The organism is Streptosporangium sp. NPDC023615 (assembly GCF_040640155.1).
Lineage (GTDB): Bacteria > Actinomycetota > Actinomycetes > Streptosporangiales > Streptosporangiaceae > Streptosporangium.
In genome coordinates this window covers 64,813-88,624 of sequence record NZ_JBFABE010000009.1, presented here as the reverse complement: position 1 = coordinate 88,624, position 23,812 = coordinate 64,813, and the positions used below count along the sequence as shown (strand labels likewise).

The window sequence follows — 23,812 nt, the reverse complement described above, 5'->3', positions numbered from 1 at the left end:
CACCACCGCTTGTGGTCATGGGGTCGTACGTGATAGACGGTCTCCGGTGACTCCTGAGCACATTGTGGCGAAGCGGACAGATCGCCTCTGCCTTTCGCTTCCCTCCAACCGCCTGGGCCTGTATCTGGCCCTGCGGCATTGGTGCCGTCCCGGCCAGCGGCTGCTGATGTCCCCCCTTTCGGCCGACGAGATCCTCTTCCTCGTGCTCGCCGCCGGGCTCCGCCCGGTCATCGCCCCCCTCTCGGTGGAGGACGGCAACATCGACGCCGGGGCCGTCGACCTCGACACCGTGGACGCCGTCCTGACCACCAACCTGTACGGCCTGCCGGACCGGGTGTCCGCGTTCGCGGGCAAGATCCTGATCGAGGACGTCGCGCACGCGATCGAGACGTCCGTGCACGGCAGGCCGCTGGGCACCTTCGGGGTGGCGGGCGTGTTCAGCCTGTCCAAGCACGCCGGGGCGGGCTCCGGCGGGGTGCTCGCGGTGGAGCACCCCGAGGACCTGCGCGCCCTGGAGCGCGAGCGTGACCGGCTGCTGCAGCCGGGCGTCTTCCGCAAGGAGATCCACAGCGTGCTGACCTCGGCGAGCCGGCACGCCGCGCTGCGACTGAACATGGTCCGCCCGGCGCTGCGGGCGATGCGCGCGCTCGGAATGGAGGAGGAGCGCGAGGGCTACCGGATCGCCCCGCGCCCGGTGGAGCTGCTCCAGGCCCTGGAGTACGCGCCGCAGTTGCCCGCGTTCGACTCCTGGGTCCAGGCCGACCTGCACGACTACCGGACCAGGCGCGGCCACCTGGCCCGCTGGTACCAGTCACGGCGGCTGCGGACGCTGCCGAGGCAGCGGTCCCGGCGGATCGCGGGGGTCTCGATGCTGGCCGCGCTGCCCTCCGTGGCGCCCGCGGTCCGCCGCCACCTGGACCAGCCGCTCTTCCGGGTGCCGTTGCTGGTGTGCCGCCGGGACGAGGCCATCGCCGAGCTGGAGCGGCACGGCGTCGCCACCGGTTATCTCTACGACCCGCCCTACGACGGCTACCTGCCGGAGTTCACCGACCCCTCGCCGGCGCCGGAGGTGGCGCGGTGGTGGGGCCGGCACGTGCTGCCGATCGACCCGCTGTACGCCCGGCGCGCGATGTCCGTCGTCGAGCGGCTCACCCCGGCGGTCCCGCCGGTGTGGTCCGGGAGCCCCTCCGCGCCGTCCGCCCCGGTGGTTTCGGACATCGCCTGAGGGGCTTTCGGCGTCGGGCGGCGGCCGGGGCCGGTATCGCTATAGATTTGCCGCATCGGACGGCGGTCCGGGGTTGCGCCGGCAGGGTCGGCGCAACCCCGGGCCGGTCGCGTCGAACGGCGGTTCGGGGGAGGCGCCATCGGGGCCGGGGGGTCAGGGAGGGCTCACGTCCGAGGGGTCGCCCCGTCCGGGTGGGCGACGAGGTCCACGGGACCGTTCCGAGACCCCCAGCGCCTGACCTCAGGCCTCGAGAAAGGACCTCCCCTCGTGAACGGTAGGTTGGCGTCCACCGCCGGTGCGGCCGGCGAGCACCTTCGCGGGGGCGGGGGCCACGTATGAGGGTCAGCGTCGTCCGGCCCGGGGAGCTGGGACCGGCCGAGGTCAAGACCTGGCGGGAGATGCAACGTTCCAGCGCCCACCTGGCCAACCCCTTCCTGAGCCCCGACTTCACGATCGCGATGGGGGAGGTCTCGGCCGAGGCGCGGGTGGCGGTGATCACCGAGTCGGACGGGCCCGTCGGGTTCTTCCCGTTCGAGCGGCACGGCGGCGGGGTGGGCGCCGCCCTGGGCGGGTGGGTCTCGCTCTGCCAGGGACTCGTTCACCGGCCCGGCGCCGAGTTCGACGCCGACGCGCTGCTGCGGGCGTGCGGTCTGGGCGTGTGGGAGTTCGGTTGCCTGGTCGAGGGGCAGCGGTGGTTCCGGCGGTTCGAGACGCTCAGGCAGCGGGCGGTGGTCCTGGACCTCGCCGACGGCTACCCCGCCTTCCTCGCCGACCTGCGCGGGCGCTCCCCGAAGTTCGTCAAGAGCACCCTGTACAAGGAGCGGAAGCTCGGCCGCGACGTGGGTGAGGTCACCTCGGAGTTCTCGGTGCGCGACCCCGGCGAGCTGCGGCTGCTGCGGGAGTGGAAGTCGGCCCAGTACCGGCGGATGGGCCGTCCCGACCGCTTCGCCAGGTCGTGGGTGGTGGAGCTGGTCGAGCGCCTGCACGCCGTCGACACCCCGGACTTCGTCGGGCCGCTGTCGATGCTGTACGCGGACGGCAGGCCCGTGGCGGGTCATTTCGGGCTGCGGACCGACAGCGTGATGATCGGCTGGTTCCCGGCCTACGACCCCGAGTACGCCCGCTACTCCCCCGGCCTGATCCAGCACCTGCGCATGGCCGAGGCCGCCGCCGGGGTCGGGGTGCGCTCGCTGGACCTCGGCATCAGCAACGGCTCGGAGTACAAGGACGCGCTGTGCAGCAGGACGGTCCCGGTCTCCGAGGGCACGGTGCGCCGCAGGTCGGCCACGGCGGTGGCGCACTGGCTGCGCACCGAACCGGTCCGCCGCACGCGGCGCCTCATCCTGGACACCCCGGCGCTGTACGGCGTCGCCGACCGGGCCATGAAGCGGTACGGGCGGCTGCGCGACGGCGGGGGACGAACGAGCGGAGGGACCGAATGAGCGGGCGAGACGCCGTCTCCACCGGCCCCGGCGGCCTTGGGAGCGGCCCCGGTGGCCTTGGGAGCGGCCCCGGTGGCCCCGGCGGTGGGCTTGGCGGCCCCGGCGGCGCCGAGGACGGCCGCCGGGCGCTCGAGGCGGCCATGCGCGACCGGATCGGCCAGGAGTGCCTGCACGTGCCGTCCGCGAGGTTCGGCCTGCTGCTGGCGCTGCGGCACTGGTTCGGTCGCGGCGACCGGGTGCTGATCTCCCCGACGAACTGCGAGACCGTGCTGTTCACGGCGCTGGCCGCCGGGCTGGAGCCGGTGATGGCTCCGGTCTCCTGGCGCGACGGCAACATCGACGTCCCCGCCGTGGACTGGACCGGCCTGGCCGGTGTGATCACCACGCACCTGTACGGTCAGCCCGACCGGGTGGCCGAGCTACGGGCCGAGTGCGACCGGCGCGGCGTGATCCTGCTGGACGACGCCGCGCACGCCATGCAGACGACCGTGGACGGCCGTCCGGCGGGCACGTTCGGCGAGGCCGGGGTGTTCAGCCTGGCCAAGCACGGCCGTTCGATGTCCGGGGGGTTCCTCACCGCGCGGGATCCGGCCGCGCTGGCCGAGCTGGCGCGTGCCCGGGAGGAGCTGCTGCTCCCCGGTGGGGCGCGCGCGCAGCTCTCGGGCACGCTGCGGCCGGCGCTGCGCGAGACGATCTACCGCACCGGGCTGGTCCGGCCGATGTGGCACGCCCTCAAGGCGGCCGGTCTCGTCCGGTGGACCGGCCACCGCTGCCCGCCGCGCGAGGAGGAGCTGCGGGCGGTCGTCGCCGCCGATCCGGTCGATCCGCACGCCATGGGGTACTGGCTCCGCATCGACCTGGACGACTGGAGGATGCGCCAGGGGGCTCTGCTGCGCGGCTACCAGCGGTCCCGCTTCCGGGTGGTCGACCGCGAGCGGGAGCGGCGGGTGGCCGGCGTGGAGCTGCTGCGCGCCACCCCGTGGGCGGCCCAGGGCGTCCGCGAGGCGGCGCCTCAGCCGCTGCTGCGGGTGCCGCTGCTGGTGGAGGACCGCGACGGGCTCGTCACCCGGCTGGAGAGCCGCGGCGTGGTGCCCGGTTTCATCTACGACCCGCCGCTGGACGACTACCTGGACCTGGTCCCGGAGGGGCCGACACCGGAGGTGGCCCGGTGGTGGACGGGCCACGTGCTGCCCGTCGACCCGCTGCGCGCGCGCCGGATGGCCCGGCTGCTGACCGAGCTCGGCGCCCGCCCGGCCGTGCCGCCCTTCGCGCCTTAGGCTCCGTTTCCTGGTGTGCCGCCCTTCGCGTCTTAGGCTCCGTTTCGCGGTGTGCCGGCCCGGCGGGTCCCGGCTCCCCGGGCGCCGTGCGCGGAGCCGGCCTCACCGGCTCCCCCGGCTCACCTGGCGCCGGCCAGACTGGCGGCGCGCACCTCGGCCGGCTCCAGGGCCAGCTCGAACCAGACCCGGTTGGACCCGACCTCCCTGACCAGGCCCCAGCGGCGGGCCAGTGCCTCCAGCAGGGGCAGGCCACGGCCCCCGGTCGCCTCGGCCGAGGCGCGGCACGCGCAGGGGGCCTCCGAGGAGCCCTCGTCCTGGACCGAGACCCGCACGCCCGTCGCCGAGCAGGTCACCGTGACGGTGAACGTCCCGTCACCGGCGGAACGGGAGTGGATCACCGCGTTGGTGGCGATCTCACTGGTCAGCAGGACGCAGTCGTCGTGGAGGGGATGGTCGCGCCCCAGGGCCGCCGAGACCAGGCGGCGGGCCCTGGCCACCTGGTCGGGCAGGCCCGCGAGGCGGAGAACCCATTCGTCGCCGTCGTACTCCGGTACGTTCATGACGCCCCCTCCGATGTCGTTCTCGCTTCTGGGAAGACGCGGAGGTCGGGGCGGGAGATGTCTCGGAAAAGTAGGAATGCGATCACTTACCGGACAGGCAGGTGGGGCTTGCCGAACCGGCACCCACCTGCGTGTCCGCACCTGCCGTACCGCGAGGCTCCATCCGTCACATACGGTGCCAGCGGGCCTCGAAGAAACAGTAGACCGCGAAGAGCAGCAGGCCGATCGCGACGAGCCCGAGCAGCCAGGGGCCGGCCGGGGTCTCGGCCAGCGAGCGCAGCGTCGCGTCGATGCCCTTGGCCTTGTCCGGGTCGTAGGTGATCGCGGCCTGGACGACGAAGACGCCGGCGACCGCGGCGATCACACCGCGGGCGATGTAGCCGGCCATGCCGAGCTTCTCGGCGAGGTCGCGCGCCCTGGCCGGCATCTGGCCGGTGCGCAGGTCCTCGAGGAACTTCTTCTTCCATCCCTTGTGGATCCAGTAGGCGCCCAGCGCGATCAGGCCCAGCCCGACCAGCCCCACCAGGAACTGCCCGGCGGGCAGGTCCATCACCATGGCGGTGATGTCCTTGGACTTGCCGTCCATCGAGGCGCCCGGGTCGTTGCGCAGCACCATGCCGAGGAGGGCGAACACGAGGAACGCGTAGACGACCGTGCGCGCCGCCGACTCCACGCGGTCCTTGGTCCTGCCACGGCCGATGACCGCCTCGGAGAGCTGCCAGAGGGTCAGGGCGATGAAGCCGACGACCATGAGCCAGAGCATCACCTTGCCGAACGGCTGCTCGGCCACCATCTCGATGGCGCCGGTCTTGTCGGCCTCCTTGCCGCCGCTTCCCCCGCCGAAGGCGATCTGCAGGGCAAGGAAACCGATCAGCCCGTAGAGGACACCCCGGCAGGCCATTCCGACCCGTGCCAGCCTGTCCAACGTCTGACTGTTGGCCGCCTTGCGCGCGGCCCCTTCCACCTGAGCCTGTGGGCTGTTCATAACTCTGCGCTCTAACCCGCTCAGCGCCTGGTAAACCTCAATTCTCGGGCATCGCGTCGAGCCTGCGCAAGATCACTCCCTCGCGCAGCGCCCACGGGCACACCTCGAGCTGCTCCACCCCGAACAGGTCCATCGCCGCGTCTGCGACGATCGCCCCGGCCGGCAGCTGCGGCGCCCTCGCCTCGGAGACCCCGGGCAACCCCGCCCGCTCGCGCGTGGTCATCCTGGCCAGCCGGTCGGCCCACCCGACCAGGTCGGCGTGCCTGAGCACCCGGCGCACGCGCTCCCCCTCGCTGGAGGGCGCGGCCCCGGCGATCCTGGCGAGCTGCCTGAACGTCTTGGACGTCGCCACGGCGTGGTCGGCCGAGCCGTACCGGCACACCTCGCCCACGGTCCGGGCGATCTCGGTCCGTACGTGCCGGCGAAGCGCCCGCAGTTCCCCGGCGGGCGGCGGGTCGGCGGTGAGGTTGTCGCGGGTGAGGCGCCCGGCTCCCAGCGGGAGCGAGACCGCCGCGTCGGGCTGCTCGTCGAGGCCCGTGGCGATCTCCAGGGACCCGCCGCCGATGTCGAGCACCAGCAGCCGCCCGGACGACCAGCCGAACCAGCGGCGCACCGCCAGGAACGTCAGCCTCGCCTCGTCCTGGCCGGAGAGCACCTCGATGTCGACGCCCGTGCCGGCCTTGATCCCGGCGATGACCTCCTCACCGTTGACCGACTCCCTGACCGCGGAGGTGGCGAAGGCCATGAGGTCCTCCACGCCCTTGTCCTCGGCGATCCGGAGCGCCTCCTCGACGAACTCCCGCAGCCGCGTGGCACCCCGCACGGACAGGCGGTCGCCGTCCTCCATGTGCTCGGAGAGGCGCAGGTCCACCTTGTGGGAGTACGCGGGCAGCGGCCGGGCCCCCCGGTGCGCGTCCATCACCAGCAGATGAACCGTGTTGGAACCTATGTCGAGAACGCCCAGTCGCATGGGATGAAGTTACTACTCCCCGCCCGCTCCTCCGCCCGGGGTCCGCGCCGCCGCTCCCGCGGTCACCGGGGTGGCCTGATCCGGCCACTAAAGAAAAAGATCTTGTCAATGTCCGTCATCGCTGCGAATACTTGCCATTTGTCGCTAATAACGGGAGGCACCCATGAAGCGTGTCATCATCCATAAACCCGGCACCGTGGCGCTCAGTGGCAGCGCGAGCCCCAAACACGTCGGCTGAGAACGGATCGCAGAACCGGCGTCCTGCCAGGGGCGCCGGCCCCCCCGAACGCGACATTCCCCAGATACCATCAAAGAGCACCCGGACCGATGACGAACCGATGTGAGGGAGCCCGGTGAGCCGGGAACCGCAGCCTTCGGGGAACCCGCCCCCCGCCGCCCCGCCGCTCCCCACGATCGACGCCGGCCGGCACCTGCGGGGGCCCTACACCGCCGCGAGCGCGCTCGTCCAGGCCCTGCTGCCCACCGCCCGGCCGGACCTCGTCGCCCGCTACGACATCGAGCTGCGCGCCGTCGCCCCCGACCTGCGCGACCTGATCCCCGCCCGGCGGCGCTCGGTGGCCGCGGGCCTGCCCGACGCGGAGCGCATCCTGGTGCACGCGCCGCGGCGCACACTGCGGCTGGCCAACGGGCTGGCCGAGTTCGTCCGCGAGCACCTGGCCGGGACCGGGCCGCGGACGCTCGTCGTGGAGAACCTCGCCCTGGCCGACCCCACCGACCTCGAACTCCTGGCGGTGCTGCGCCGCCGCGTGCCCGGCGAGCTGCTGACCGTGGTCACCCGCGAGGAGGGCCCGCCGCCGGAGACGCTCGACCCGGCCGGGCACGACGCCCGCGCCGACGAGCTGGAGCGGCAGGGGACGGTCGGCGCGCGGCTCGGGGCGATCCCCTACCACCGTGAACGCGGCGGCGACCCGGCCAGGGCGCTGGACGCCCTGGCGTTCGCGGTCCGGTGGTGCCTGGACGCCGGCTGCCATGACGCCGTGGTGGACCTCGGCCGGCGCGCCCTGCGCCTCGCCGACCCCGAGGGCGCCCAGCCGACCTGGTGGCGGCTGTTGCACAGCACCGCGACCGCGCTGGCCGCGCTGGACCGCGAGGACGAGGCCGAGGCCTTGTTCGACCTGGCCAGGCGAGAGAGCGTCTCCCCGGCCGTGCACGCCTCGGCCGCCTACGCCACCGGGATGCTGAAGGTACGCCACCACGAGGTGGCGCGGCGCGACACGGACGCCGCGCTGGCCCTGGTGAACCAGGCGATCGCCATCTCCTCGCTGCTGCCCGATCCCCGCGAGCGGGCGTTCAAGCTGGGATTCGACCTCAACGGCCGGGCGCTGGTGGAGACGCGGCGCGGCCGCCCCGCCAAGGCCATGGAGCTGGTGCGGGAGGCCGTCGACCTGGCCGAGCGCGACCTGCGGCCCGGCGAGCACCCGATCCACCGGCTGGTGCTGCTGGCCAACCGCGCGCAGCTCGCCGTGATGCTGGGCCGCCCCGAGGAGGCGCTGGCGGACCTGGACGCGGTGATCGCGGCCGACCCCGGCTACCCCGACTACTACATCGACCGGGGCAACCTGCTGCACCGGCTGGGCCGGATGGACGCGGCGGTCGCCGACTACGAGACGGCGATGCGGGCCGGTCCGCCCTTCCCGGAGCCCTACTACAACCGGGCCGAGATCCGGTTCTCCGCGGGCGACCACCGAGGCGCGCTGGAGGACCTGGACCACGCGCTGGAGCTGGACCCGGCGTTCGTGGACGGGCTGGCCAACCGGGCGGGGCTGCTGGCCGGGCTCGGCGAGTACGGCAGGGCCCGCGCGGACGCGGAGGCCGGGCTGGCCATCGCCCCCGGCAACCCGTACCTGCTGTGCGCGCTGGGGCAGGTGGAGACCGCAGAGGGGCGTCACGGCGCGGCGCGCGCGACCTTCGACCGGGCGCTGGAGCTCGCCCCCGGCCTCGCCGCCGCCTGGGCCAACCGGGGGCTGCTCGCGTTCGAGACCGGTGACCCTCAGGGAGCGGTCGCCGACTTCACCCGGGCCCTGGAGTCCGGGCCCGATCCGGCGCTGCTCTTCAACCGGGCGATGGCGCTGCGTGCCTCCGGGCGCGACGAGGAGGCCGTCGCCGACCTGGGGCGCGCCCTGGAGCTGGCCCCCGACGACGAGGACGTCAGACGCGAGCTGAAGGCCTGACCCCGGCGTCGGCGCCGGGCTCGGACCGGCGGGCCCGGGATGCCGGCCGGACGCGCCGGAGAGGCGAGGGATGCCGGCCGGGGTGGCGGGAAGGCCGGAGAGGCCGGGGAGGTCAGCCGGGTGTGCCGGAGAGGTAGCGCTCGGCCAGGTCGCAGGTGCCCTCGGTGTAGCCGGGGCCGAGCTCGGCGGCGATCTCCGCGCCGGTGTGGGTGCCGATCCAGGCGACCAGCAGCAGCCTGCGGAACATCACGAACGTCCAGATCTCGGCCGCGTCCTCGGCGGGCAGGTCCAGCACGGTCCGGTAGCCCCGCACCCAGGCGTCGAGCAGCTCGGGGACCTCGGGACGGTGCTCGACGAAGCTGACCGCCGCCGCCAGGTCGTAGAGGTACCAGCCGAAGCCGCAGTCGTCGAAGTCGATGACGGCCGGCGGCCCCTCGCCGGTCACGAGCAGGTTGGCCGAGCGCAGGTCGGCGTGGATCAGGCCGTAGCGCTCCGGTCCCCGGCCGAAGCGGTGAAGCCGCGCCGACAGCTCCTTGTCCAGCCGTTCCAGCAGGACCCGCGCCTCGGCGTCCACCCCCTGGCCGTCCTGCCAGCGGCCCCAGCGCGACCCGGCGCCGAGGGCGGCCTCGTGGTCCCAGTGGAAGCGGGTGAAGCCCTCGGGCCGGGACCAGCCGCGCGCGTGCCGGTGCATGCGCGCGGTGAGCGCGCCGAGCCGTTCGAAAGCGGGCAGCGGACGCTCCCCCGAGGGCTCGGCGCCGGGCAGGAACTCGAACATCACGCAGTCGCGCGGCTCGGCACCCGCGACGGTCGTCACCCGGGAACCGTCACGGGCCGGGATCACCCGGGGCGTGCGGACACCGGCCTGCTCGCGCAGCGCCTCCAGCCACGCCAGCTCGGACAGGATCTCCGCCGTGGAGTGGTAGCCCAGGCGGTGCACCCGCAGGACGGACCGCCGCCCGGTCGCCGGATCGTCCACCCGGTAGGTGGCGTTCTCCGACACGTTGACCAGGGTGACCTCGGCACCGGGCAGGCCGTACGCCCGCGTCGCCGCGCGCGCCGCGTCGTGGACGCGGTCCAGCACGCCGCCCCCGGCCGACAGGTCGTGGGCGCGCATGGACGTCTCCTCGGGGGTCTGGCCGGACCGGACCCGGCCTGGCATGACCTGGCACGACCTGGTCCGGGCTGGTCCGGGCTGGCCGGATCGGGTCCGGCCGGGGGCAGCCCGGTCGAGGCGGGCCGCACCGGGCCGGGACCGGCCGGAACCGGCCGCGTCCGGAACGGGTCCGGAACGGGTCCGGAACGGGTCCGGGACAGGTTCGAGCCGAACCCGGAACGGGTTCAGGCCGGGCGTCGGATCCTATCCGAGCCCTCCTCGCGCCGCTCGCCCGGCTCCACGACCTCCACGGCCTCCCCGACCTCCACGGCCTTCACGGGCTCTCCGTTCTTCCCGACCTCCCCGACCTCCCCGATCTTCCCGGCCTCCGCGGTCTCCCCCGTCTCCACGACCGAGCCGGGCAGCGTGAGGCGGATCTTCGACTGCCGGTGGGGAAGCCGTTCCCAGTCCTCCATGAAGGTCGCCCGCAGCCCGCACCGCGCGGCCAGGTCGATCAGGGTCTCGGTGCGGTAGTAGAAGTCCTCGCCCAGCACCTGGTGCTCCTCCCCCTCGGTCCTGTCGAAGGTGAAGTCGAACCAGCCCCCCGGTTTCATGATCCGGCCGACGTTGCGGAAGCACTCCTCGATCACGTGGATCGGGGAGTGCGAGAAGACGCTGTGGGCGTGGACGACGTCGAAGGCCCCGTCGGGCAGCGCGGCGAAGCGCAGGTCCCTGACCGGCATCAGGTGCGGGAACCTGTCCCGCAACCGGTAACGGGCGAGCGTCTCCTGGGCGGCGATCAGGATGTCCGGGGAGATGTCGATGCCGTGGTAGTTCCCGGGTTCGAGATAGCCGATGAGCAGCCGCCCGGCCCGCAGGTTGCCGCACCCGATCTCCAGCAGGCGGTGCTCGGGCCTGAGCCCGTGCCGGAGCAGGTAGTCGAACTGCATCTTCCCGAGCGCGGCCCAGCGGCGGTGGGACGCGCTGCCCACGGCGGCGTACGGGTCGCGCGCCGTGTCGGACCTCATGACGGCCCGGTAGTAGGAGACGTGGTCGCGGTTCCTCAGGCGCAGCCACGTGTTCCTGGCCAGCCGCCGCAGGTGGCCGGGGACCCGCCCGGGATGACCGAGGGCGTATCTGAGCTGGTGGACGACGCTGGAGCGGTTGCGATCGTGCATGTCCCTCCCCCATCGGGACGGTGACCGGCGACACCCGCCGATCGGGCGATCATATCCGTGGGAGATCGCCGGGTCACTCACGGTGATCACGTCGGTATGTCGCCTCACCGGCACATCTTCCTTCCCGGGCGCCCGGTCGTCCGGCGTCCCCGGCCCGCTCCCGCGGGGCCGCCGCCCCCCGCCGCCCCCCGCCGCCCTCCGGCACGCGGCCCCGCGCGGGGCCGCGCGGGGCCGCGGTGACGTGCCCTCACGTGCGCGGCCCCGGCGCGCGCCCCCGGACGCGCCCTCTGGCGCGGCACCCGTGGGCGGCCGGTGAACGGCCCGCGAGGAGCCCGCCGGACGACCCCCTCCCCTCTCCCCCGGACGCCCGCCCGCAAGCCCGGCGCCCGTCCCGGTCCTCCGGGAGGGCCGGACGGGCGTCGGATCGTTATGACGTTTCACATCACCCGACCGGCGGCGTGCCGTACCCGGCCGTCCACGCCGGGGTCTTCGAGACGGTGAGGAGCCCGGTGAACCTGGAACTCGCGTTGCGCATGTGCGAGGCCGCGGTGAGGCAGGCGGCGCGGGAGGGGGCGCTCATCTCGGTGGCGGTGGTCGACGCCGGCGGGCACCTGGTCGCGTTCCAGCGGATGGACGGCGCGCGGATCGCCGGTCCGGCCCTGGCGGCCGCCAAGGCGTACACGGCGGTGGCCCATCACATGCCGACCGCCGACCTGGCGCCGCTGGCGGTGCCGGGCGGCGAGCTGTACGGCCTGGCGGGCGACCGCTACGTCTGCTCCGGCGGCGGCGTGCCGCTGACCGGCCTCGGGGGCGAGGGCCAGGTGCGGGGCGCGATCGGCGTCAGCGGGGGGAACGTCCGGCAGGACGTGGCCTGCGCCGAGGCCGCAGCCGCACTCCACGAGGGGAGATAACACGGTATGTCCACTAATGTCTATAACCTCTTCGCCAGGTTTCCCATAAAAGAGGACAGCCGGGTTACCTCCGGTGATCGCGGGGCAGTGGACGCCCGTCCCGGACGATGATCGTCCGATGCCGACCCTTTGGAGATTCTCGTGGACGTTCTCGTGCTGCTCGCCCTGGTCTGCTTCCTGGCCTCCGCGATCTGGTCGGCCATCAGCAGGTCGTGGCCGATCGCGCTGCTCGCCGCCGGCGCGTTCCTGCTCACGCTCTCGGAGACCTCGCTCCTCGGCGGGAACTGACGACCCCCGCCCCCGCACCCGCGCTCCGGCTCAGGCGTCCCTCCCGGAGAGGACGCGGTCGATCTCGGCGCGGGTGGGCATGGAGGTGCTGGCGCCCGCGCGCTGCACGGACAGGCCCGCCGCGGCGGTGGCGAAGCGGACGGCCCGGTCAGGGGGCTGCCGCTCGACACTGGCCGCGGCGAGGGCGCCCACGAAGGTGTCGCCCGCGGCCGTGGTGTCCACGGCGGGCACCCGGGGCGCCTCCACGTGCACCACGGGGCCGTCTCCCGAGGCGGTGAGCGCGCCGCGCGACCCGAGGGTGACGATGACCCAGCCGACCGTGCCCCGCAGATCCTCCAGGGCCCGCTCGTGGTCGGCCCGGCCGGTGATGGCCGCGGCCTCGTGCTCGTTGGCCACCAGGACGTCCACGGCCTCCAGCAGCTCGGCCGGGAGCGGCTGGACCGGCGCGGGGGTCAGGATCACGGTGGTCCCGGCCGCGCGGGCGGCGCGGGCCGCGGCCGTGACCGCCTCGATGGGGAGCTCCAGCTGCAGCAGGAGCACGTCGGAGCGGGAGATGACCTCGATCTCGGCCGGCGAGGGGGAGGTCACGGTGCCATTGGCGCCCGGGACCACGATGATCGAGTTGCCGCCCCCGCCGTCCACCACGATCTGGGCGATGCCGGAGGGGCCGGGGGCCGTGCGCAGGTCCCTCACGTCGACCCCCGCCTCGGCGAGCGTACGCCGCATCTCGGCCCCGAAGTCGTCGTCGCCCACGGCGCCGAGGAAGGCCACCGGGGCGCCCGCCCGCGCCGCGGCGATGGCCTGGTTGGCGCCCTTGCCGCCGGGGACGGTGACGAAGGACCTGCCGGTCACGGTCTCGCCGAGCGCGGGGGCGACGTCGACGTAGGCCACCAGGTCCATGTTGGCGCTGCCGAAGACCGAGATCATTGTTCCTCCACGCTCAGGGCCGCTTGCGCGGTCTCTCGTCCGGTCCGGTCGCGCCGGGGACCGGTGACGCCGCCCGCGTGACCGGCCTCCGGGACCGGCCGCGCACGACCCGCCCCCGCCGGGGCACCCGGTGCCGCGTGCGGTTGCGGGTGCCGTGCCGCCGGCGGTGCCGTGACGCCCGGCGTCCGTACCGACGGCCGAGCCTACAGGGAGCCCTCCCGGCGGCCTCGGGCGAGGTCAGGAGCGCAGGTAGGCCAGGACGGCGAGGACCCGGCGGTGCTGGTCGCCGTCCTCGGCGTACAGGCCGAGTTTGGCGAAGATGCTGCGGATGTGCTTCTCCACGGCGCCGTCGCTGACCACGAGCTGGCGGCCGATGGCCGGGTTGGACCTGCCCTCGGCCATCAGGCCGAGCACCTCGCGCTCCCGCGGGGTGAGCTGGGCGAGGGGATCGTCACGCCTGCGCCGCACCATGAGCTGGGCCACCACCTGGGGATCGAAGACCGTGCCGCCGGCCGCCACCGTGCGCAGGCCCCCCATGAAGTCGTCCACGTCCACGACGCGGTCCTTGAGCAGGTAGCCCACCGCTCCCCTGGCGTCGGCCAGCAGGTCGTCGGCGTAGGAGACCTCCACGTACTGGGAGAGGATCAGCACCGGGGTGCCCGGCACCCTGCGGCGCGCCTCCACCGCCGCCCGGAGCCCCTCGTCGGTGAAGCCGGGCGGCATCCGCACGTCCACCACCGAGACGTCGGGCCTGTGCTCGGCGACGGCGGCGACCAGGGCGTCCCCGTCCCCCACGGCGGCGACCACCTGACAGCCGAACTCCTCCAGCAGCCTGATCAGCCCCTCCCTGATCAGCACCGCGTCATCGGCCACGACTACCCGCACGGAACCTCCGCCACTATGACCGTCGGCCCGCCGACGGGTGAATCGACCGTCAGCTCGCCGTCCACCGCCCTCAGGCGGTCGCCGAGACCCGACAGGCCGTGTCCCTTGGCGACGTGCGCGCCGCCGACCCCATCATCCCCGATCGTGAGCATCAGGAAGTCCCCGGTCCTGGTCAGCGTCACGGTGCAGACCGTGGCGCGGCTGTGCTTGGCCACGTTGGTGAGGGACTCGGCGACGACGAAGTAGACGGTGTTCTCCACGGCGGCGGGGAAGCGCTGCTCGATCTGCAGGTCCAGCTCGACCGGGACGGTGCAGCGGCCGGCGAGCGCGGCGAGCGCCGGGGCCAGGCCGCGGTCGCTGAGGATGGGCGGGGCGATCCCGCGCGAGAGGGCGCGCAGCTCGTCCAGGGTCTCGCGGGTGGAGGTGATGGCCTGGCCGAGCATCCGGCCGACGGCCTCGGGGTCGCGCTTGAGCTGGCGCTGGGCCCGTGACAGGTCCATGGCCAGGGAGACCAGGCGCTGCTGGGGGCCGTCGTGGATGTCGCGCTCCAGCCGCCGCAGCGCGTTGGCCTCGGCCGAGACCGCGGCGGCCCGGCCCTCCGCCAGGTCGTCGATGCGCTCGTGCAGCTCGGCCACCCCGGTCAGCATGGCCCTGCCGAGCCCGGCCTGCACCAGCGCGGCGCCGCGCACGATCATCGGAAGGGTGATCGCGAACAGCATCCCGATGACGGTGTTGACGAACACCTCGGCCCACAGGCCGTTGCCCAGGCCGAGAAGCCTGGCGAGCCCGCCGTCGTTGCCGGGGATGGCGTAGACGATCCACCCGTAGAGCGGGTAGGTCAGGCCGACGATCGTCCCGGCCCACCAGGTCACCGTCAGCACGAAGGTGACGATGGAGATCGGGAAGGCCACGATGCCGTGGAGCAGGTCGAGCCAGGACTGGCCGTTGGTGAACGGGTTGACCATCCTGCGGAACCAGCCGGCGGCCGCCGGGGACGGCCGGTACCTCGGCCGGGCGACCGGGCGGCCGAGCACCTCGGGCAGCCAGCGCCGCTCGACGTCGGCGAAGCCGCGGGCGACCAGCAGGGTCCCCGCGAGGACGGGCAGGCCCACGAAGACGACGGACGTCGCCGCGCCCGCGACGAAACCCGCCACCATCAGGACGAACCAGATGATCGACAGGGGGAAGCCCACGACCAGGTACCGGGTGTCGGTGCCGATGCGGCGCAGCAGGGGTCTCATGGGGTCAACGCTATGGGGGCGGGCCGCGCCGATCGAGCCGGTGGACCCTTCCGGCGGGGTGGGGCCAGCCCTACCGGCGCCGGTGGTGTGATCCGTCCCGAAGACTGCTGCACGCGTCAGTGCGTCCCGGGGGCCCGGCGAGGAGGCTTTTCCCATCGCCTCACCCGTCCCCGTGGAGAATCGAGACCCCGTGACCGCCGTGATCCCCCGCCCGGCACCCCGCCCGCCCGCCCGGCCGGCGACCGCGTCGGCCACCGCGTCGGCCACCGCGACGGCGGTCGCTCCGCCGGTCGTGCCGGCGCCCCGCCCGGCGCGGGCGCCGTCCGGCCGCGACCCCTTCGTCGACGTGCTCCGGGTGTTCGGCATGGCCCTGGTGGTGCTCCAGCACTGGAGCATGCCGGTGCTGTCCTTCGCCGAGGACCGGATCGTCACCGGGAACGCGCTGGCCTGGGGGAACGCGTGGGCGATCACCTGGATCAGCCAGGTGATGCCGCTGGTCTTCTTCGCGGGCGGCGCGGCCGGGGCGATCAGCCGCCGCCGCGCGGCGCGGCGCGGCGACGCGCCCGCCGCGTGGCTGGCGGCGCGCGTGCGCAGGCTGGCCTGGCCGGTGCTGCCGCTGGCGGCGGTCTGGGTCCCCCTGCCGCACCTGCTCGCGGCGCTCGGCATCCCCGAGCAGCCGGTCGCGACCGCCTCGCGGCTGGCCGGGCAGCTCCTGTGGTTCCTGGTGATCTATCTCGTGGCGGTGGCGGCGACCACGCCGATGCTCCGGCTGAACGCGGTGCACGGCTGGCGGGTTCCGGCCGTGCTGGCGGCGGCGGCCGTGGCGGTGGACGTCCTGCGCTTCGCCGGGGGCCTGGAGGTGGCCGGCCTGCCCAACACGGTGCTGGTCTGGCTCGCGGTGTACCAGCTCGGGTTCCTGTACGCCGACGGCAGGCTGACCCGCCCCTGGGCGATGGCGCTGGGCGGGTACGGCGCGGCGGCGGCGCTGGTGACCTTCGGCCCCTACCCGGCCAGCATGATCGGGATGCCGGGGGCGGTCTCCAACATGGCCCCGCCCACGGTCGCGCTGCTCGCGGTGGGGATCGGCCAGATCGGGCTGGCGCTGGCCATGCGCCGGTGGATCGTCTCCCTGGCGCGCTGGCCCGGGGTGGCACGGGCGCTGGGCTGGGCCTCGGGCCGGATGATGACCCTCTACCTGTGGCACATGAGCGCGCTGTTCGTCATCGTCTCGGTGGTCGTGGTGGGGCTGGGGATCTCGACGCCCGAGCCGGGCGGCTCGGCCTGGCTGTCGGGCTGGCCGCACTGGCTGCTCCTGCTCGCCCTGGCCATGTGGCCACTGCTGCGGGGATTCACCCGGTTCGAGACTCCCCCGGCGTGCGGGCCGTACACCGGCGGGCCGGTCAGGGCCGCGACGGCCACCGTCCTGGTGGGGCTGGGGCTTCTCACGTTCACCGTGGCCGGTTTCGTGCCGGGGACCGTGCCCCTGATCGGGACGGGTGCGCTCGTGGCGGGGCTGGCACTGACCGGCCCGCTCACGCGCGCCGTCCGATCGTCAACGAATGGTTGACGAAATCGACTTCGTCAACCTATGGTTGACGCATGACCCCACCCGTCCAGCGCACGTGGACCCTCGGCTACACGTTGCTGATGATCCCGCCGTTCATCGGCCTGCCGATCGTCCTGTTCGATCTCCCACGCTGGGTGGAGATCGTCGCCCTCGTCGCGATCCTCGCCCTCGTCCACACCGGCGTCCGGCTCCTCTACCGGCGGCGGGGCGGGTGGCAGCCCTCGAAGACGCTCCCGGAGCGGGCCGCCGATGACCACTGACCGGGCCGGTTCCGAGGCGGTCCACGAGGCCCTCACCCGGATCCTGATGGAGAACACGGCCGTCGAGGACCCGTACGGCACCGAGGACTTCCTGCGGCTGGTCGCCGGCGCCGCCACGCTGCAGGAGGAGGCGACCACGCTGCTGCGCACGACCGTCACCTCGGCCCGCGCCGCCGGCGTCACCTGGCAGAGCATCGGCGCCACGCTCGGGATGACGAAACAGGCGGCGCAGAAGCGGTTCGCGCCGCCCCTCGCCCCCAGCGGCACCGGCCTGGACCCGCACGAGCGCATCCTCGGCCCGACCACCACCTTCGACGAGATGCACGAGCTCGCCCTGGCCGGCCGGTACGGATGGCACAGCGTGGAGTTCGGCGCCACCTACCACCGCGTCGTCCGGTCCGGCACGCAGTGGGAGCACACGCGGGTGACGATGTCGCCGGGCGAGGTCCGGCGGCTGCGCGCCGAGGGCTGGGAGGTCGTCGGCTCGAGCTTCCCCTACACCTACCTGAAGCGCGACACCGGCGTCCCCGCGCTCCAGGAGCCGTCCCTCCACGACCCCGTAAAAAAACGGTCATGACAACGCGATGTCATGCGTTTTCCGGTGGGGGCGGTGTGATCCAACGCCCCCACCGGTCCGACCATCGCGAGTTCTTCGGCAGTATTGGACCGTGAGCCTTGTAGACCGCCTGCCAGAAGAGATCGACGCCGACCCCGACACCATCTTCGACGCGTTCGTCGAGTGGAACTCCGAGCGGGGGCTGACCCTCTACCCCGCGCAGGAGGAGGCTCTGATCGAGGTGGTCTCGGGCAACAACCTGATCCTGGCCACCCCGACCGGCTCGGGCAAGAGCCTGGTCGCCGCCGGAGCGCACTTCACCGCGCTGACCAGGGACGTGCGCACCTTCTACACCGCGCCGATCAAGGCGCTGGTGTCGGAGAAGTTCTTCGACCTGTGCGCGGTGTTCGGCACCGAGAACGTCGGGATGATGACCGGCGACGCCAGCGTGAACCCCGGCGCGCCGATCATCTGCTGCACCGCGGAGATCCTCGCCAACGTCGCGCTCCGCGACGGCGCCCAGGCCGACATCGGCCAGGTCGTGATGGACGAGTTCCACTTCTACTCCGAGCCCGACCGGGGCTGGGCCTGGCAGGTGCCGCTCCTGGAGCTGCCGAACGTCCAGTTCATCCTGATGTCGGCGACCCTGGGGGACGTCACCAGGTTCGAGGAGGACCTCACCCGGCGCACCGGCAGGCCCACCGCGACGGTCAAGAACGCCGAGCGCCCGGTCCCGCTGGTCTACTCCTACCGGATGACCCCGCTGCACGAGACGCTGGAGGAGATGCTCACCACCAACCAGTACCCGGTCTACGTCGTCCACTTCACCCAGGCCTCGGCCATGGAGCGGGCGCAGGCGCTGATGAGCATCAACATGTCGAGCAAGGCCGAGAAGGAGGCGATCGCCTCCATGATCGGTCACTTCCGGTTCACCACGAAGTTCGGCCAGGCCCTCTCCCGCCTGGTGCGGCACGGCATCGGCGTGCACCACGCCGGGATGCTCCCCAAGTACCGCCGCCTGGTCGAGCGCCTGGCCCAGGCCGGCCTGCTGAAGGTCATCTGCGGCACCGACACGCTCGGCGTCGGCGTGAACGTCCCGATCAGGACCGTGCTGTTCACCGCCCTGTCGAAGTACGACGGCAACAAGGTGCGCCGGCTGCGCGCCCGCGAGTTCCACCAGATCGCCGGGCGGGCCGGCCGGGCCGGGTTCGACACCATCGGCTACGTCGTCTGCCAGGCGCCCGACCACGTGGTCGAGAACGAGAAGGCCCTGGCCAAGATCGGCGACGATCCCAAGAGACGGCGCGGGTTCGCCCGCAAGAAGCCGCCGGAGGGCTTCGTCGGCTGGAGCGAGGAGACCTTCGAGAAGCTGCAGACCGCCGAGCCGGAGCCGCTGAACTCCCGCTTCAAGGTCAGCAACGCCATGCTGCTCGCGGTGATCAACCGTCCCGGCGACTGCTACGCGGCCATGCGCCACCTGCTGACCGACAACCACGAGGACCGCAAGTGGCAGCGGCGGCACATCAGCCAGGCCATCGCGATCTACCGGTCGCTGCTGGCCGGGGGCGTGGTGGAGACGCTCTCCGAGCCCGACGACCAGGGCCGGCTGGCCCGCCTCACCGTCGACCTGCAGGAGGACTTCGCGCTGAACCAGGCACTGTCCACCTTCGCGCTGGCGACCCTGGAACTGCTCGACATGGAGTCGCCGAACTACGCCCTGGACATGGTCTCGATCATCGAGTCCATCCTCGACGACCCCCGCCAGATCCTGTCCGCGCAGCTCAACAAGGCGCGCGGCGAGGCGGTGGCGCAGATGAAGTCCGACGGCGTCGAGTACGAGGAGCGGATGGAGCTCCTGGCCGACGTCACCTACCCGATGCCCCTGGCCGACCTGCTGCTGGGCGCCTACGAGACCTACCGGCGCGGCCACCCCTGGGTGGGCGACTACACGGTCAGCCCCAAGAGCGTCGTGCGCGACATGTACGAGCGGGCGATGACCTTCGCCGACTACGTGCAGTTCTACGAGCTGACCCGCTCCGAGGGCACCGTCCTGCGCTACCTCGCCGACGCCTACCGCACCCTGTCGCGGACCATCCCCGAGCACCTCAAGACCGAGGACCTCGTCGACCTCATCGAGTGGCTCGGCGAGCTGGTCCGCCAGGTCGACTCCAGCCTGCTGGACGAGTGGGAGCAGCTGCAGAACCCGACCGGGGAGGTGGAGGCGCCCACCCTGGAGGAGACCACCAAGCCGGTCACCGCCAACACCCGCGCGTTCCGGGTGCTGGTGCGCAACGCGATGTTCCGCCTGATCGAGCTGGCCGCCGTCGAGGACGAGCAGGAGCTGGAGCGGCTGGCCCCGGACGTCGACTGGGGCGCCGCGCTCGACGCCTACTACGACGACCACGAGGAGATCGGCACCGGACCGGACGCGCGCGGTCCCGGCCTGCTCCGCATCGAGGAGGAGAAGGAGTTCTGGCGGGTCCGCCAGGTCGTCGCCGACCCGGCGGGCGACGGCGACTGGGGCATCGACGCCCAGGTCGACCTGGCCGCCTCCGACGAGGAGGGCCGGGCGGTGGTCCACGTCGTCGGCCTGAACCGCCTCTGAGAGCGGCACCGAGACCGGCACCGGGAGCGGCGAGGGGTCGCCTCCGGGATCACCTTCGTGCCGTGAGCCGGGAGAATGGCGGGATGAGCGACGAAGCGATCAGGCAGGTGCTGGGCCTGCTGTACCAGGAGGACACGCTGCGGGTGCTGGCGGCTCTGGCGCTGGGGGGTGAGCCCGAGAAGGAGTCCGGCCTGGAGCGGGAGGCGGTCAGGCGCGCCCTGGACCGCTTGGAGCGCGGTGGCCTGGCCGTACGGGGGGAGGGCGGCCGGTGGGAGGTGCGGCGCGAGCGGTTCCGCGAGCTGCTGCACGCCACGGCCAGGCCCGCGGCCCCGGTCTCCCCGCAGGAGAAGGTGCTGCAGTCCTTCCTCGTCGAGGGGCGGCTGCGGGCGATCCCCAGCAAGCGCGACAAGCAGCTCGTCGTGCTCGACTACGTGGTCCAGGTCTTCGAGCCGGGGACGCGCTACTCCGAGAAGGACGTCAACGTCGCGCTGCGCGCCTTCCACGACGACTACGCGGCGCTGCGGCGCTACCTGGTCGACGAGGGCATGCTCAGCAGGGAGAACAACGTCTACTGGCGCAGCGGCGGCTCCGTCGAGGCCTGACGGCGGACGGCGCCGGGACACCCGGGCACCCGGACGCCGGCCGGTCGGGTCCGGGACGCGGGCCGGGCGGGCGCCCGGTCGCCGGTCGATCGGTCCGGACGGCCCGGGCGGCCCGGCCGCGCGGGTCAGCCGTAGTACCCCTTCGCGCCGTCGTGCAGCGGCACCGGGCCGGTCCTCGGGGCGTTGTCGCGGGTGATGTCCCCGGCCGCCGGGTGCACCTTCTCCAGGTCGGCCTTGCGATCGAAGATCAGTTTCGTCAGGCTCCCGGCCAGGGCCGGGTCCATCGTCTCGTTCACCACGAGCAGGTTGGGCACCGCGATGGTGGACACGTCGGCCGGGGTGCCGTAGACGTCCTTGGCGATCGTGCCCTCGGCGTACACCTCGCCGTGCTCGGCGCGCATCGCGGGCAGCACCGCGTCCAGCGGCACGAAGGCGACCTTCCCCTTGAGCGAGGTGAACAGGTCGGTGATGCCGGGCGTGGGCAGGCCGCCCGACCAGACGAGGGCGTCGAGGTCGCCGTCCTTGAGGGCCTGCACGCTCTCGGGCAGGCCGAGCGCCTGGCGGTCGACGTCCTTGTCCGGGTCGAGCCCGGCCGCCTTCAGCAGGCGCAGCGCGATCACCTCGGTGCCGGAGTTGGGCGAGCCGGTGGAGACCCGCTTTCCCCTGAGGCCGGCGATCGACGTCACGCCGGAGGCGGTGGCGGCGACCACCTGGGTGGAGTTGTCGTAGAGGCGGGCCAGGGCGCGGATCGGCTGGGGCGCGGTGAAGGCCCCCTTGCCCGCGACCGCGTCGGCGGCGGTGTCGGCCAGGGTGAAGGCGATGTCGGAGTCACCCCTGACGACGCGCTGAACGTTCTCCACCGAGGCGCCGGTCGCCTCGGCGGTGGCCTGGTGGCCGGGCAGGTGCCTGCCGATCTGGTCGGCCAGTCCCCCGCCCAGGACGTAGTAGACGCCGGTGGTGTTGCCGGTGGCGATCGACAGCCGCCTGCCCGCGGCGGCGGTGCCGTCGCCGCTCCGGGCGGCCTGCTCGGCCTGCTGGGCCGACCGGTCGCCGCCGCAGCCGCTGAGGAGCCCGCCGAGCATCAGCGTCCCCGCCGCCAGCAGGGCGGCCACTCGTCTGACGGTCATCGCCTCACCTCTCGTTTTCTCGTCAGCAGATGCAGGAGAACGGCCAGGGCCAGCAGCCCCGCCCCGGCCAGCGCGGGCAGCGGCGACAGGAACAGCAGCGACACGGCCGCCACCGCGCACAGCACCCGTTCGGCGGGCCCGGCCGGGCCGAGCAGCCGCCCGCCGGTGGCGGCGGCCAGCGCGGCCACCGCCAGCGCCGAGACCGCGGTGGCCGCGACGATCTCGCCGAACGTGCCCTGGGCCAGCAGGGCGGCCCCTCCGGGGGCCAGCACGAAGGCGAACGGCACCAGGAACGCGGGCAGCGTGTACTTCCAGGTGGCGATCATGGTCCGGTAGGCGTCGCCCCCGGTGACCGCCGAGGCCGCGAAGGCCGACAGCGCCGTGGGCGGGCTGACCTCCGACAGCACGGCGTAGTAGAAGATGAACATGTACGCCTCGGGCCGGCCGACGCCCAGGTCCGTCAGCGCGGGCCCGATGATGACGGCCGCGATGACGAACGACGCGGTCACCGGCACGGCCAGGCCGAGCACGAGCACCGCGACCGCGCACAGCAGCGCGGTGACGGCGAGGTTGCCGCCCGAGACGCCGACGATCAGCGAGCTCGCCTTGAGGCCCAGCCCGGTGAGGGTGACGACGGCGACGATCAGGCCGGCCGCCGCGCAGGTCACCGCGACCGGCAGCACACCGGTCACCCCGGCGGCCAGGGCCCGCGCCGCCCTGCGGGGGGTCAGGGCGTGCTCGCGGTCGAGGAAGGAGAGCGCGAGGGCCAGCAGGGTGGCGTACACCACGGCGCGGAACGGCGACTGGCCCAGCGCCATCAGGACGACGATCACGAACAGCGAGCTGAAGTGGTAGCCGAAGCGCCGCACCAGCGGCCAGAGGCGCGGCGCGTCCACCTCGACCGCCCGCGTCCCGTACCGGCGGGCGTCGATCTCGATGGCCAGGAAGATCCCCAGGTAGTACAGGATCGTCGGGACGGTGGCGTACAGCAGCACGGTGAGGTAGCTCACCTGAAGGTACTCGGCGATGATGAACGCCGCCGCGCCCAGCGTGGGCGGCGACAGGATCGCCCCGATGCCGGCCGCCGCGAGGACTCCCCCGCCCTGCTCGGGCGGGTAGCCCGCCCGGCGCAGGATCGGCCAGGCGACGCTGCCCACGCTCACCGTCGTCGCCACGCCCGAGCCGCTGACCGTGCCGAGCAGGAACCCGGCCAGGGTGACGGTGCGGCCGGGCGCCGAGCGCGAGCGGCGGAAGGCGGCCAGGGAGACGTCCACGAAGAACCGTCCCGCCCCGGAGTGGTCGAGCACCGCGCCGTAGACGGTGAACAGGACGATGTAGGTGGCCGCCACGTCCAGCGGGACGCCGTACACGCCGTCGGTGCCCATCACGAAGGAGACGACGATCCGGTCCAGGTCGTAGCCCCGGTGCCCGACGACCCAGTCGAAGGGCAGGTAACCGCCGTAGTAGGCGTACGCGGCGAAGGCGACGCAGACGGCGGGCAGGATCCACCCGACGGCGCGCCGGCAGCCCTCCAGCACCAGCAGCACGATGACGGCCCCGGCCACCACGTCGAGCGTGGTCGGCTCGAAGGCGCGCCGGATGAAGTCGTCGAAGACCACCAGCGGGTAGAGGCAGGCGGCCAGGGAGAGCGCGGCCAGCGCCCAGTCGACGGCACCGGGCCGGTCGGTGCCGCGCCGTCCCGGCTTGTGGCAGACGAAGGTGAGCGGCAGCACGACCGCGAGGAAGACCATCCGGTACGGCAGCACGGCACCGGCGCGGAAGGCGCGGTAGAGGACGTAGAGCGACAGGCCGAGGGCGACCAGCGTGACGGCCCGCGCCACCGGGCCGGAAAGGCGCCGGGCGGGTCGTTCCGCGTCGAACTCCGCGATCAACTCGTCCGCTGAAGTGGTGCTCGCCAACC

The 23,812-nt window shown here is 73.4% G+C and carries 21 protein-coding genes; 11 read left to right on the top strand and 10 right to left on the bottom strand.

The features are described 5' to 3' along the window. The first annotated feature begins 46 nt into the window (after positions 1 to 46). The 3 genes from AB0G16_RS09970 to AB0G16_RS09960 all read left to right on the top strand — a co-directional run bounded on the left by AB0G16_RS09970 (position 47) and on the right by AB0G16_RS09960 (position 3,944). Positions 47 to 1,225, top strand: a complete 1,179-nt coding sequence (locus AB0G16_RS09970) for a DegT/DnrJ/EryC1/StrS family aminotransferase (RefSeq protein ID WP_362801530.1) — start codon at positions 47 to 49, stop codon at positions 1,223 to 1,225. 335 nt (positions 1,226 to 1,560) lie between these two features. After that, complete coding sequence (locus AB0G16_RS09965) at positions 1,561 to 2,667, top strand: GNAT family N-acetyltransferase (RefSeq protein ID WP_362801528.1); 1,107 nt, start codon at positions 1,561 to 1,563, stop codon at positions 2,665 to 2,667. Then, entirely contained in the window at positions 2,664 to 3,944 is a 1,281-nt protein-coding gene (locus AB0G16_RS09960; RefSeq protein ID WP_362801525.1) for a DegT/DnrJ/EryC1/StrS family aminotransferase, read from the top strand. Before AB0G16_RS09965 ends, AB0G16_RS09960 begins: the two co-directional genes overlap by 4 nt. 119 nt (positions 3,945 to 4,063) lie before the next feature. Here the strand turns inward: AB0G16_RS09960 and AB0G16_RS09955 are convergent, their stop codons facing one another. The 3 genes from AB0G16_RS09955 to AB0G16_RS09945 all read right to left on the bottom strand — a co-directional run bounded on the left by AB0G16_RS09955 (position 4,064) and on the right by AB0G16_RS09945 (position 6,459). Further along, positions 4,064 to 4,504: an ATP-binding protein gene (locus AB0G16_RS09955; protein WP_362801522.1), complete on the bottom strand. Its 441-nt coding sequence runs from the start codon at positions 4,502 to 4,504 to the stop codon at positions 4,064 to 4,066. A gap of 166 nt (positions 4,505 to 4,670) precedes the next feature. Further along, a complete protein-coding gene (locus AB0G16_RS09950; RefSeq protein WP_362801518.1) occupies positions 4,671 to 5,489 on the bottom strand; it encodes a DUF1206 domain-containing protein in 819 nt (272 codons plus the stop codon). 37 nt (positions 5,490 to 5,526) lie between these two features. After that, positions 5,527 to 6,459 carry a Ppx/GppA phosphatase family protein gene (locus tag AB0G16_RS09945; protein WP_362801515.1) on the bottom strand — a complete coding sequence of 311 codons (933 nt, stop codon included), beginning with the start codon at positions 6,457 to 6,459 and terminating at the stop codon, positions 5,527 to 5,529. A 353-nt stretch (positions 6,460 to 6,812) separates the two neighbouring features. On the opposite strand from AB0G16_RS09945, the gene AB0G16_RS09940 reads away from it, so the two are divergent. Continuing rightward, positions 6,813 to 8,651, top strand: a complete 1,839-nt coding sequence (locus AB0G16_RS09940) for a tetratricopeptide repeat protein (RefSeq protein ID WP_362801512.1) — start codon at positions 6,813 to 6,815, stop codon at positions 8,649 to 8,651. A gap of 112 nt (positions 8,652 to 8,763) precedes the next feature. Here AB0G16_RS09940 and AB0G16_RS09935 read toward each other — a convergent pair whose 3' ends face one another. Beyond that, positions 8,764 to 9,765: a phosphotransferase gene (locus AB0G16_RS09935; protein ID WP_362801509.1), complete on the bottom strand. Its 1,002-nt coding sequence runs from the start codon at positions 9,763 to 9,765 to the stop codon at positions 8,764 to 8,766. Between the two features lie 224 nt (positions 9,766 to 9,989). Further along, positions 9,990 to 10,922 (bottom strand): class I SAM-dependent methyltransferase, encoded by a 933-nt coding sequence (locus AB0G16_RS09930; protein WP_362801506.1) that lies wholly within the window; start codon positions 10,920 to 10,922, stop codon positions 9,990 to 9,992. A gap of 509 nt (positions 10,923 to 11,431) precedes the next feature. Between AB0G16_RS09930 and AB0G16_RS09925 the strand changes: the two genes are divergently transcribed. Beyond that, positions 11,432 to 11,833 (top strand): heme-binding protein, encoded by a 402-nt coding sequence (locus AB0G16_RS09925; RefSeq protein ID WP_362801503.1) that lies wholly within the window; start codon positions 11,432 to 11,434, stop codon positions 11,831 to 11,833. Between the two features lie 141 nt (positions 11,834 to 11,974). Beyond that, a complete protein-coding gene (locus AB0G16_RS09920; RefSeq protein WP_362801500.1) occupies positions 11,975 to 12,121 on the top strand; it encodes a hypothetical protein in 147 nt (48 codons plus the stop codon). A gap of 30 nt (positions 12,122 to 12,151) precedes the next feature. On the opposite strand, the gene rbsK is transcribed toward AB0G16_RS09920, so the two are convergent. From rbsK to AB0G16_RS09905, 3 genes are all read right to left on the bottom strand, one after another. Beyond that, the gene (gene rbsK / locus AB0G16_RS09915; RefSeq protein ID WP_362801497.1) at positions 12,152 to 13,048 is read right to left on the bottom strand and encodes a ribokinase; all 897 of its coding nucleotides are present in this window, start codon (positions 13,046 to 13,048) and stop codon (positions 12,152 to 12,154) included. A gap of 237 nt (positions 13,049 to 13,285) precedes the next feature. Beyond that, complete coding sequence (locus tag AB0G16_RS09910; protein ID WP_362801494.1) at positions 13,286 to 13,933, bottom strand: response regulator transcription factor; 648 nt, start codon at positions 13,931 to 13,933, stop codon at positions 13,286 to 13,288. Next, positions 13,924 to 15,174: a sensor domain-containing protein gene (locus AB0G16_RS09905; RefSeq protein ID WP_362801491.1), complete on the bottom strand. Its 1,251-nt coding sequence runs from the start codon at positions 15,172 to 15,174 to the stop codon at positions 13,924 to 13,926. Before AB0G16_RS09905 ends, AB0G16_RS09910 begins: the two co-directional genes overlap by 10 nt. A 190-nt stretch (positions 15,175 to 15,364) precedes the next feature. Here AB0G16_RS09905 and AB0G16_RS09900 point away from each other — a divergent pair, with 190 nt between their 5' ends. From AB0G16_RS09900 to AB0G16_RS09880, 5 genes are all read left to right on the top strand, one after another. Next, on the top strand, positions 15,365 to 16,741 hold the full coding sequence (locus tag AB0G16_RS09900) for an acyltransferase family protein (RefSeq protein WP_362801488.1): 1,377 nt from the start codon (positions 15,365 to 15,367) through the stop codon (positions 16,739 to 16,741). A gap of 32 nt (positions 16,742 to 16,773) precedes the next feature. Continuing rightward, complete coding sequence (locus AB0G16_RS09895; RefSeq protein ID WP_362801485.1) at positions 16,774 to 17,001, top strand: hypothetical protein; 228 nt, start codon at positions 16,774 to 16,776, stop codon at positions 16,999 to 17,001. Next, on the top strand, positions 16,991 to 17,578 hold the full coding sequence (locus tag AB0G16_RS09890; RefSeq protein WP_362801482.1) for a hypothetical protein: 588 nt from the start codon (positions 16,991 to 16,993) through the stop codon (positions 17,576 to 17,578). Before AB0G16_RS09895 ends, AB0G16_RS09890 begins: the two co-directional genes overlap by 11 nt. A gap of 91 nt (positions 17,579 to 17,669) precedes the next feature. After that, positions 17,670 to 20,162: a DUF3516 domain-containing protein gene (locus AB0G16_RS09885; protein ID WP_362801479.1), complete on the top strand. Its 2,493-nt coding sequence runs from the start codon at positions 17,670 to 17,672 to the stop codon at positions 20,160 to 20,162. Positions 20,163 to 20,245: 83 nt separating this feature from the next. Further along, positions 20,246 to 20,764: a DUF2087 domain-containing protein gene (locus AB0G16_RS09880; protein ID WP_362801476.1), complete on the top strand. Its 519-nt coding sequence runs from the start codon at positions 20,246 to 20,248 to the stop codon at positions 20,762 to 20,764. A 125-nt stretch (positions 20,765 to 20,889) separates the two neighbouring features. Here AB0G16_RS09880 and AB0G16_RS09875 read toward each other — a convergent pair whose 3' ends face one another. Beyond that, complete coding sequence (locus tag AB0G16_RS09875; protein ID WP_362801473.1) at positions 20,890 to 21,891, bottom strand: TAXI family TRAP transporter solute-binding subunit; 1,002 nt, start codon at positions 21,889 to 21,891, stop codon at positions 20,890 to 20,892. After that, positions 21,888 to 23,810: a TRAP transporter fused permease subunit gene (locus AB0G16_RS09870; protein ID WP_362801470.1), complete on the bottom strand. Its 1,923-nt coding sequence runs from the start codon at positions 23,808 to 23,810 to the stop codon at positions 21,888 to 21,890. Before AB0G16_RS09870 ends, AB0G16_RS09875 begins: the two co-directional genes overlap by 4 nt. Positions 23,811 to 23,812: the final 2 nt, after the last annotated feature.

Bases quoted from the DNA above. Each gene is read 5' to 3' on its own strand.
- AB0G16_RS09905 (WP_362801491.1), bottom strand. From the start codon at position 15,174: ATGAGACCCCTGCTGCGCCGCATCGGCACCGACACCCGGTACCTGGTC.
- rbsK (WP_362801497.1), bottom strand. From the start codon at position 13,048: ATGATCTCGGTCTTCGGCAGCGCCAACATGGACCTGGTGGCCTACGTC.
- AB0G16_RS09965 (WP_362801528.1), top strand. From the start codon at position 1,561: ATGAGGGTCAGCGTCGTCCGGCCCGGGGAGCTGGGACCGGCCGAGGTC.
- AB0G16_RS09960 (WP_362801525.1), top strand. From the start codon at position 2,664: ATGAGCGGGCGAGACGCCGTCTCCACCGGCCCCGGCGGCCTTGGGAGC.
- AB0G16_RS09890 (WP_362801482.1), top strand. From the start codon at position 16,991: ATGACCACTGACCGGGCCGGTTCCGAGGCGGTCCACGAGGCCCTCACC.
- AB0G16_RS09930 (WP_362801506.1), bottom strand. From the start codon at position 10,922: ATGCACGATCGCAACCGCTCCAGCGTCGTCCACCAGCTCAGATACGCC.
- AB0G16_RS09895 (WP_362801485.1), top strand. From the start codon at position 16,774: ATGACCCCACCCGTCCAGCGCACGTGGACCCTCGGCTACACGTTGCTG.
- AB0G16_RS09935 (WP_362801509.1), bottom strand. From the start codon at position 9,765: ATGCGCGCCCACGACCTGTCGGCCGGGGGCGGCGTGCTGGACCGCGTC.
- AB0G16_RS09950 (WP_362801518.1), bottom strand. From the start codon at position 5,489: ATGAACAGCCCACAGGCTCAGGTGGAAGGGGCCGCGCGCAAGGCGGCC.
- AB0G16_RS09880 (WP_362801476.1), top strand. From the start codon at position 20,246: ATGAGCGACGAAGCGATCAGGCAGGTGCTGGGCCTGCTGTACCAGGAG.
- AB0G16_RS09875 (WP_362801473.1), bottom strand. From the start codon at position 21,891: ATGACCGTCAGACGAGTGGCCGCCCTGCTGGCGGCGGGGACGCTGATG.
- AB0G16_RS09945 (WP_362801515.1), bottom strand. From the start codon at position 6,459: ATGCGACTGGGCGTTCTCGACATAGGTTCCAACACGGTTCATCTGCTG.
- AB0G16_RS09955 (WP_362801522.1), bottom strand. From the start codon at position 4,504: ATGAACGTACCGGAGTACGACGGCGACGAATGGGTTCTCCGCCTCGCG.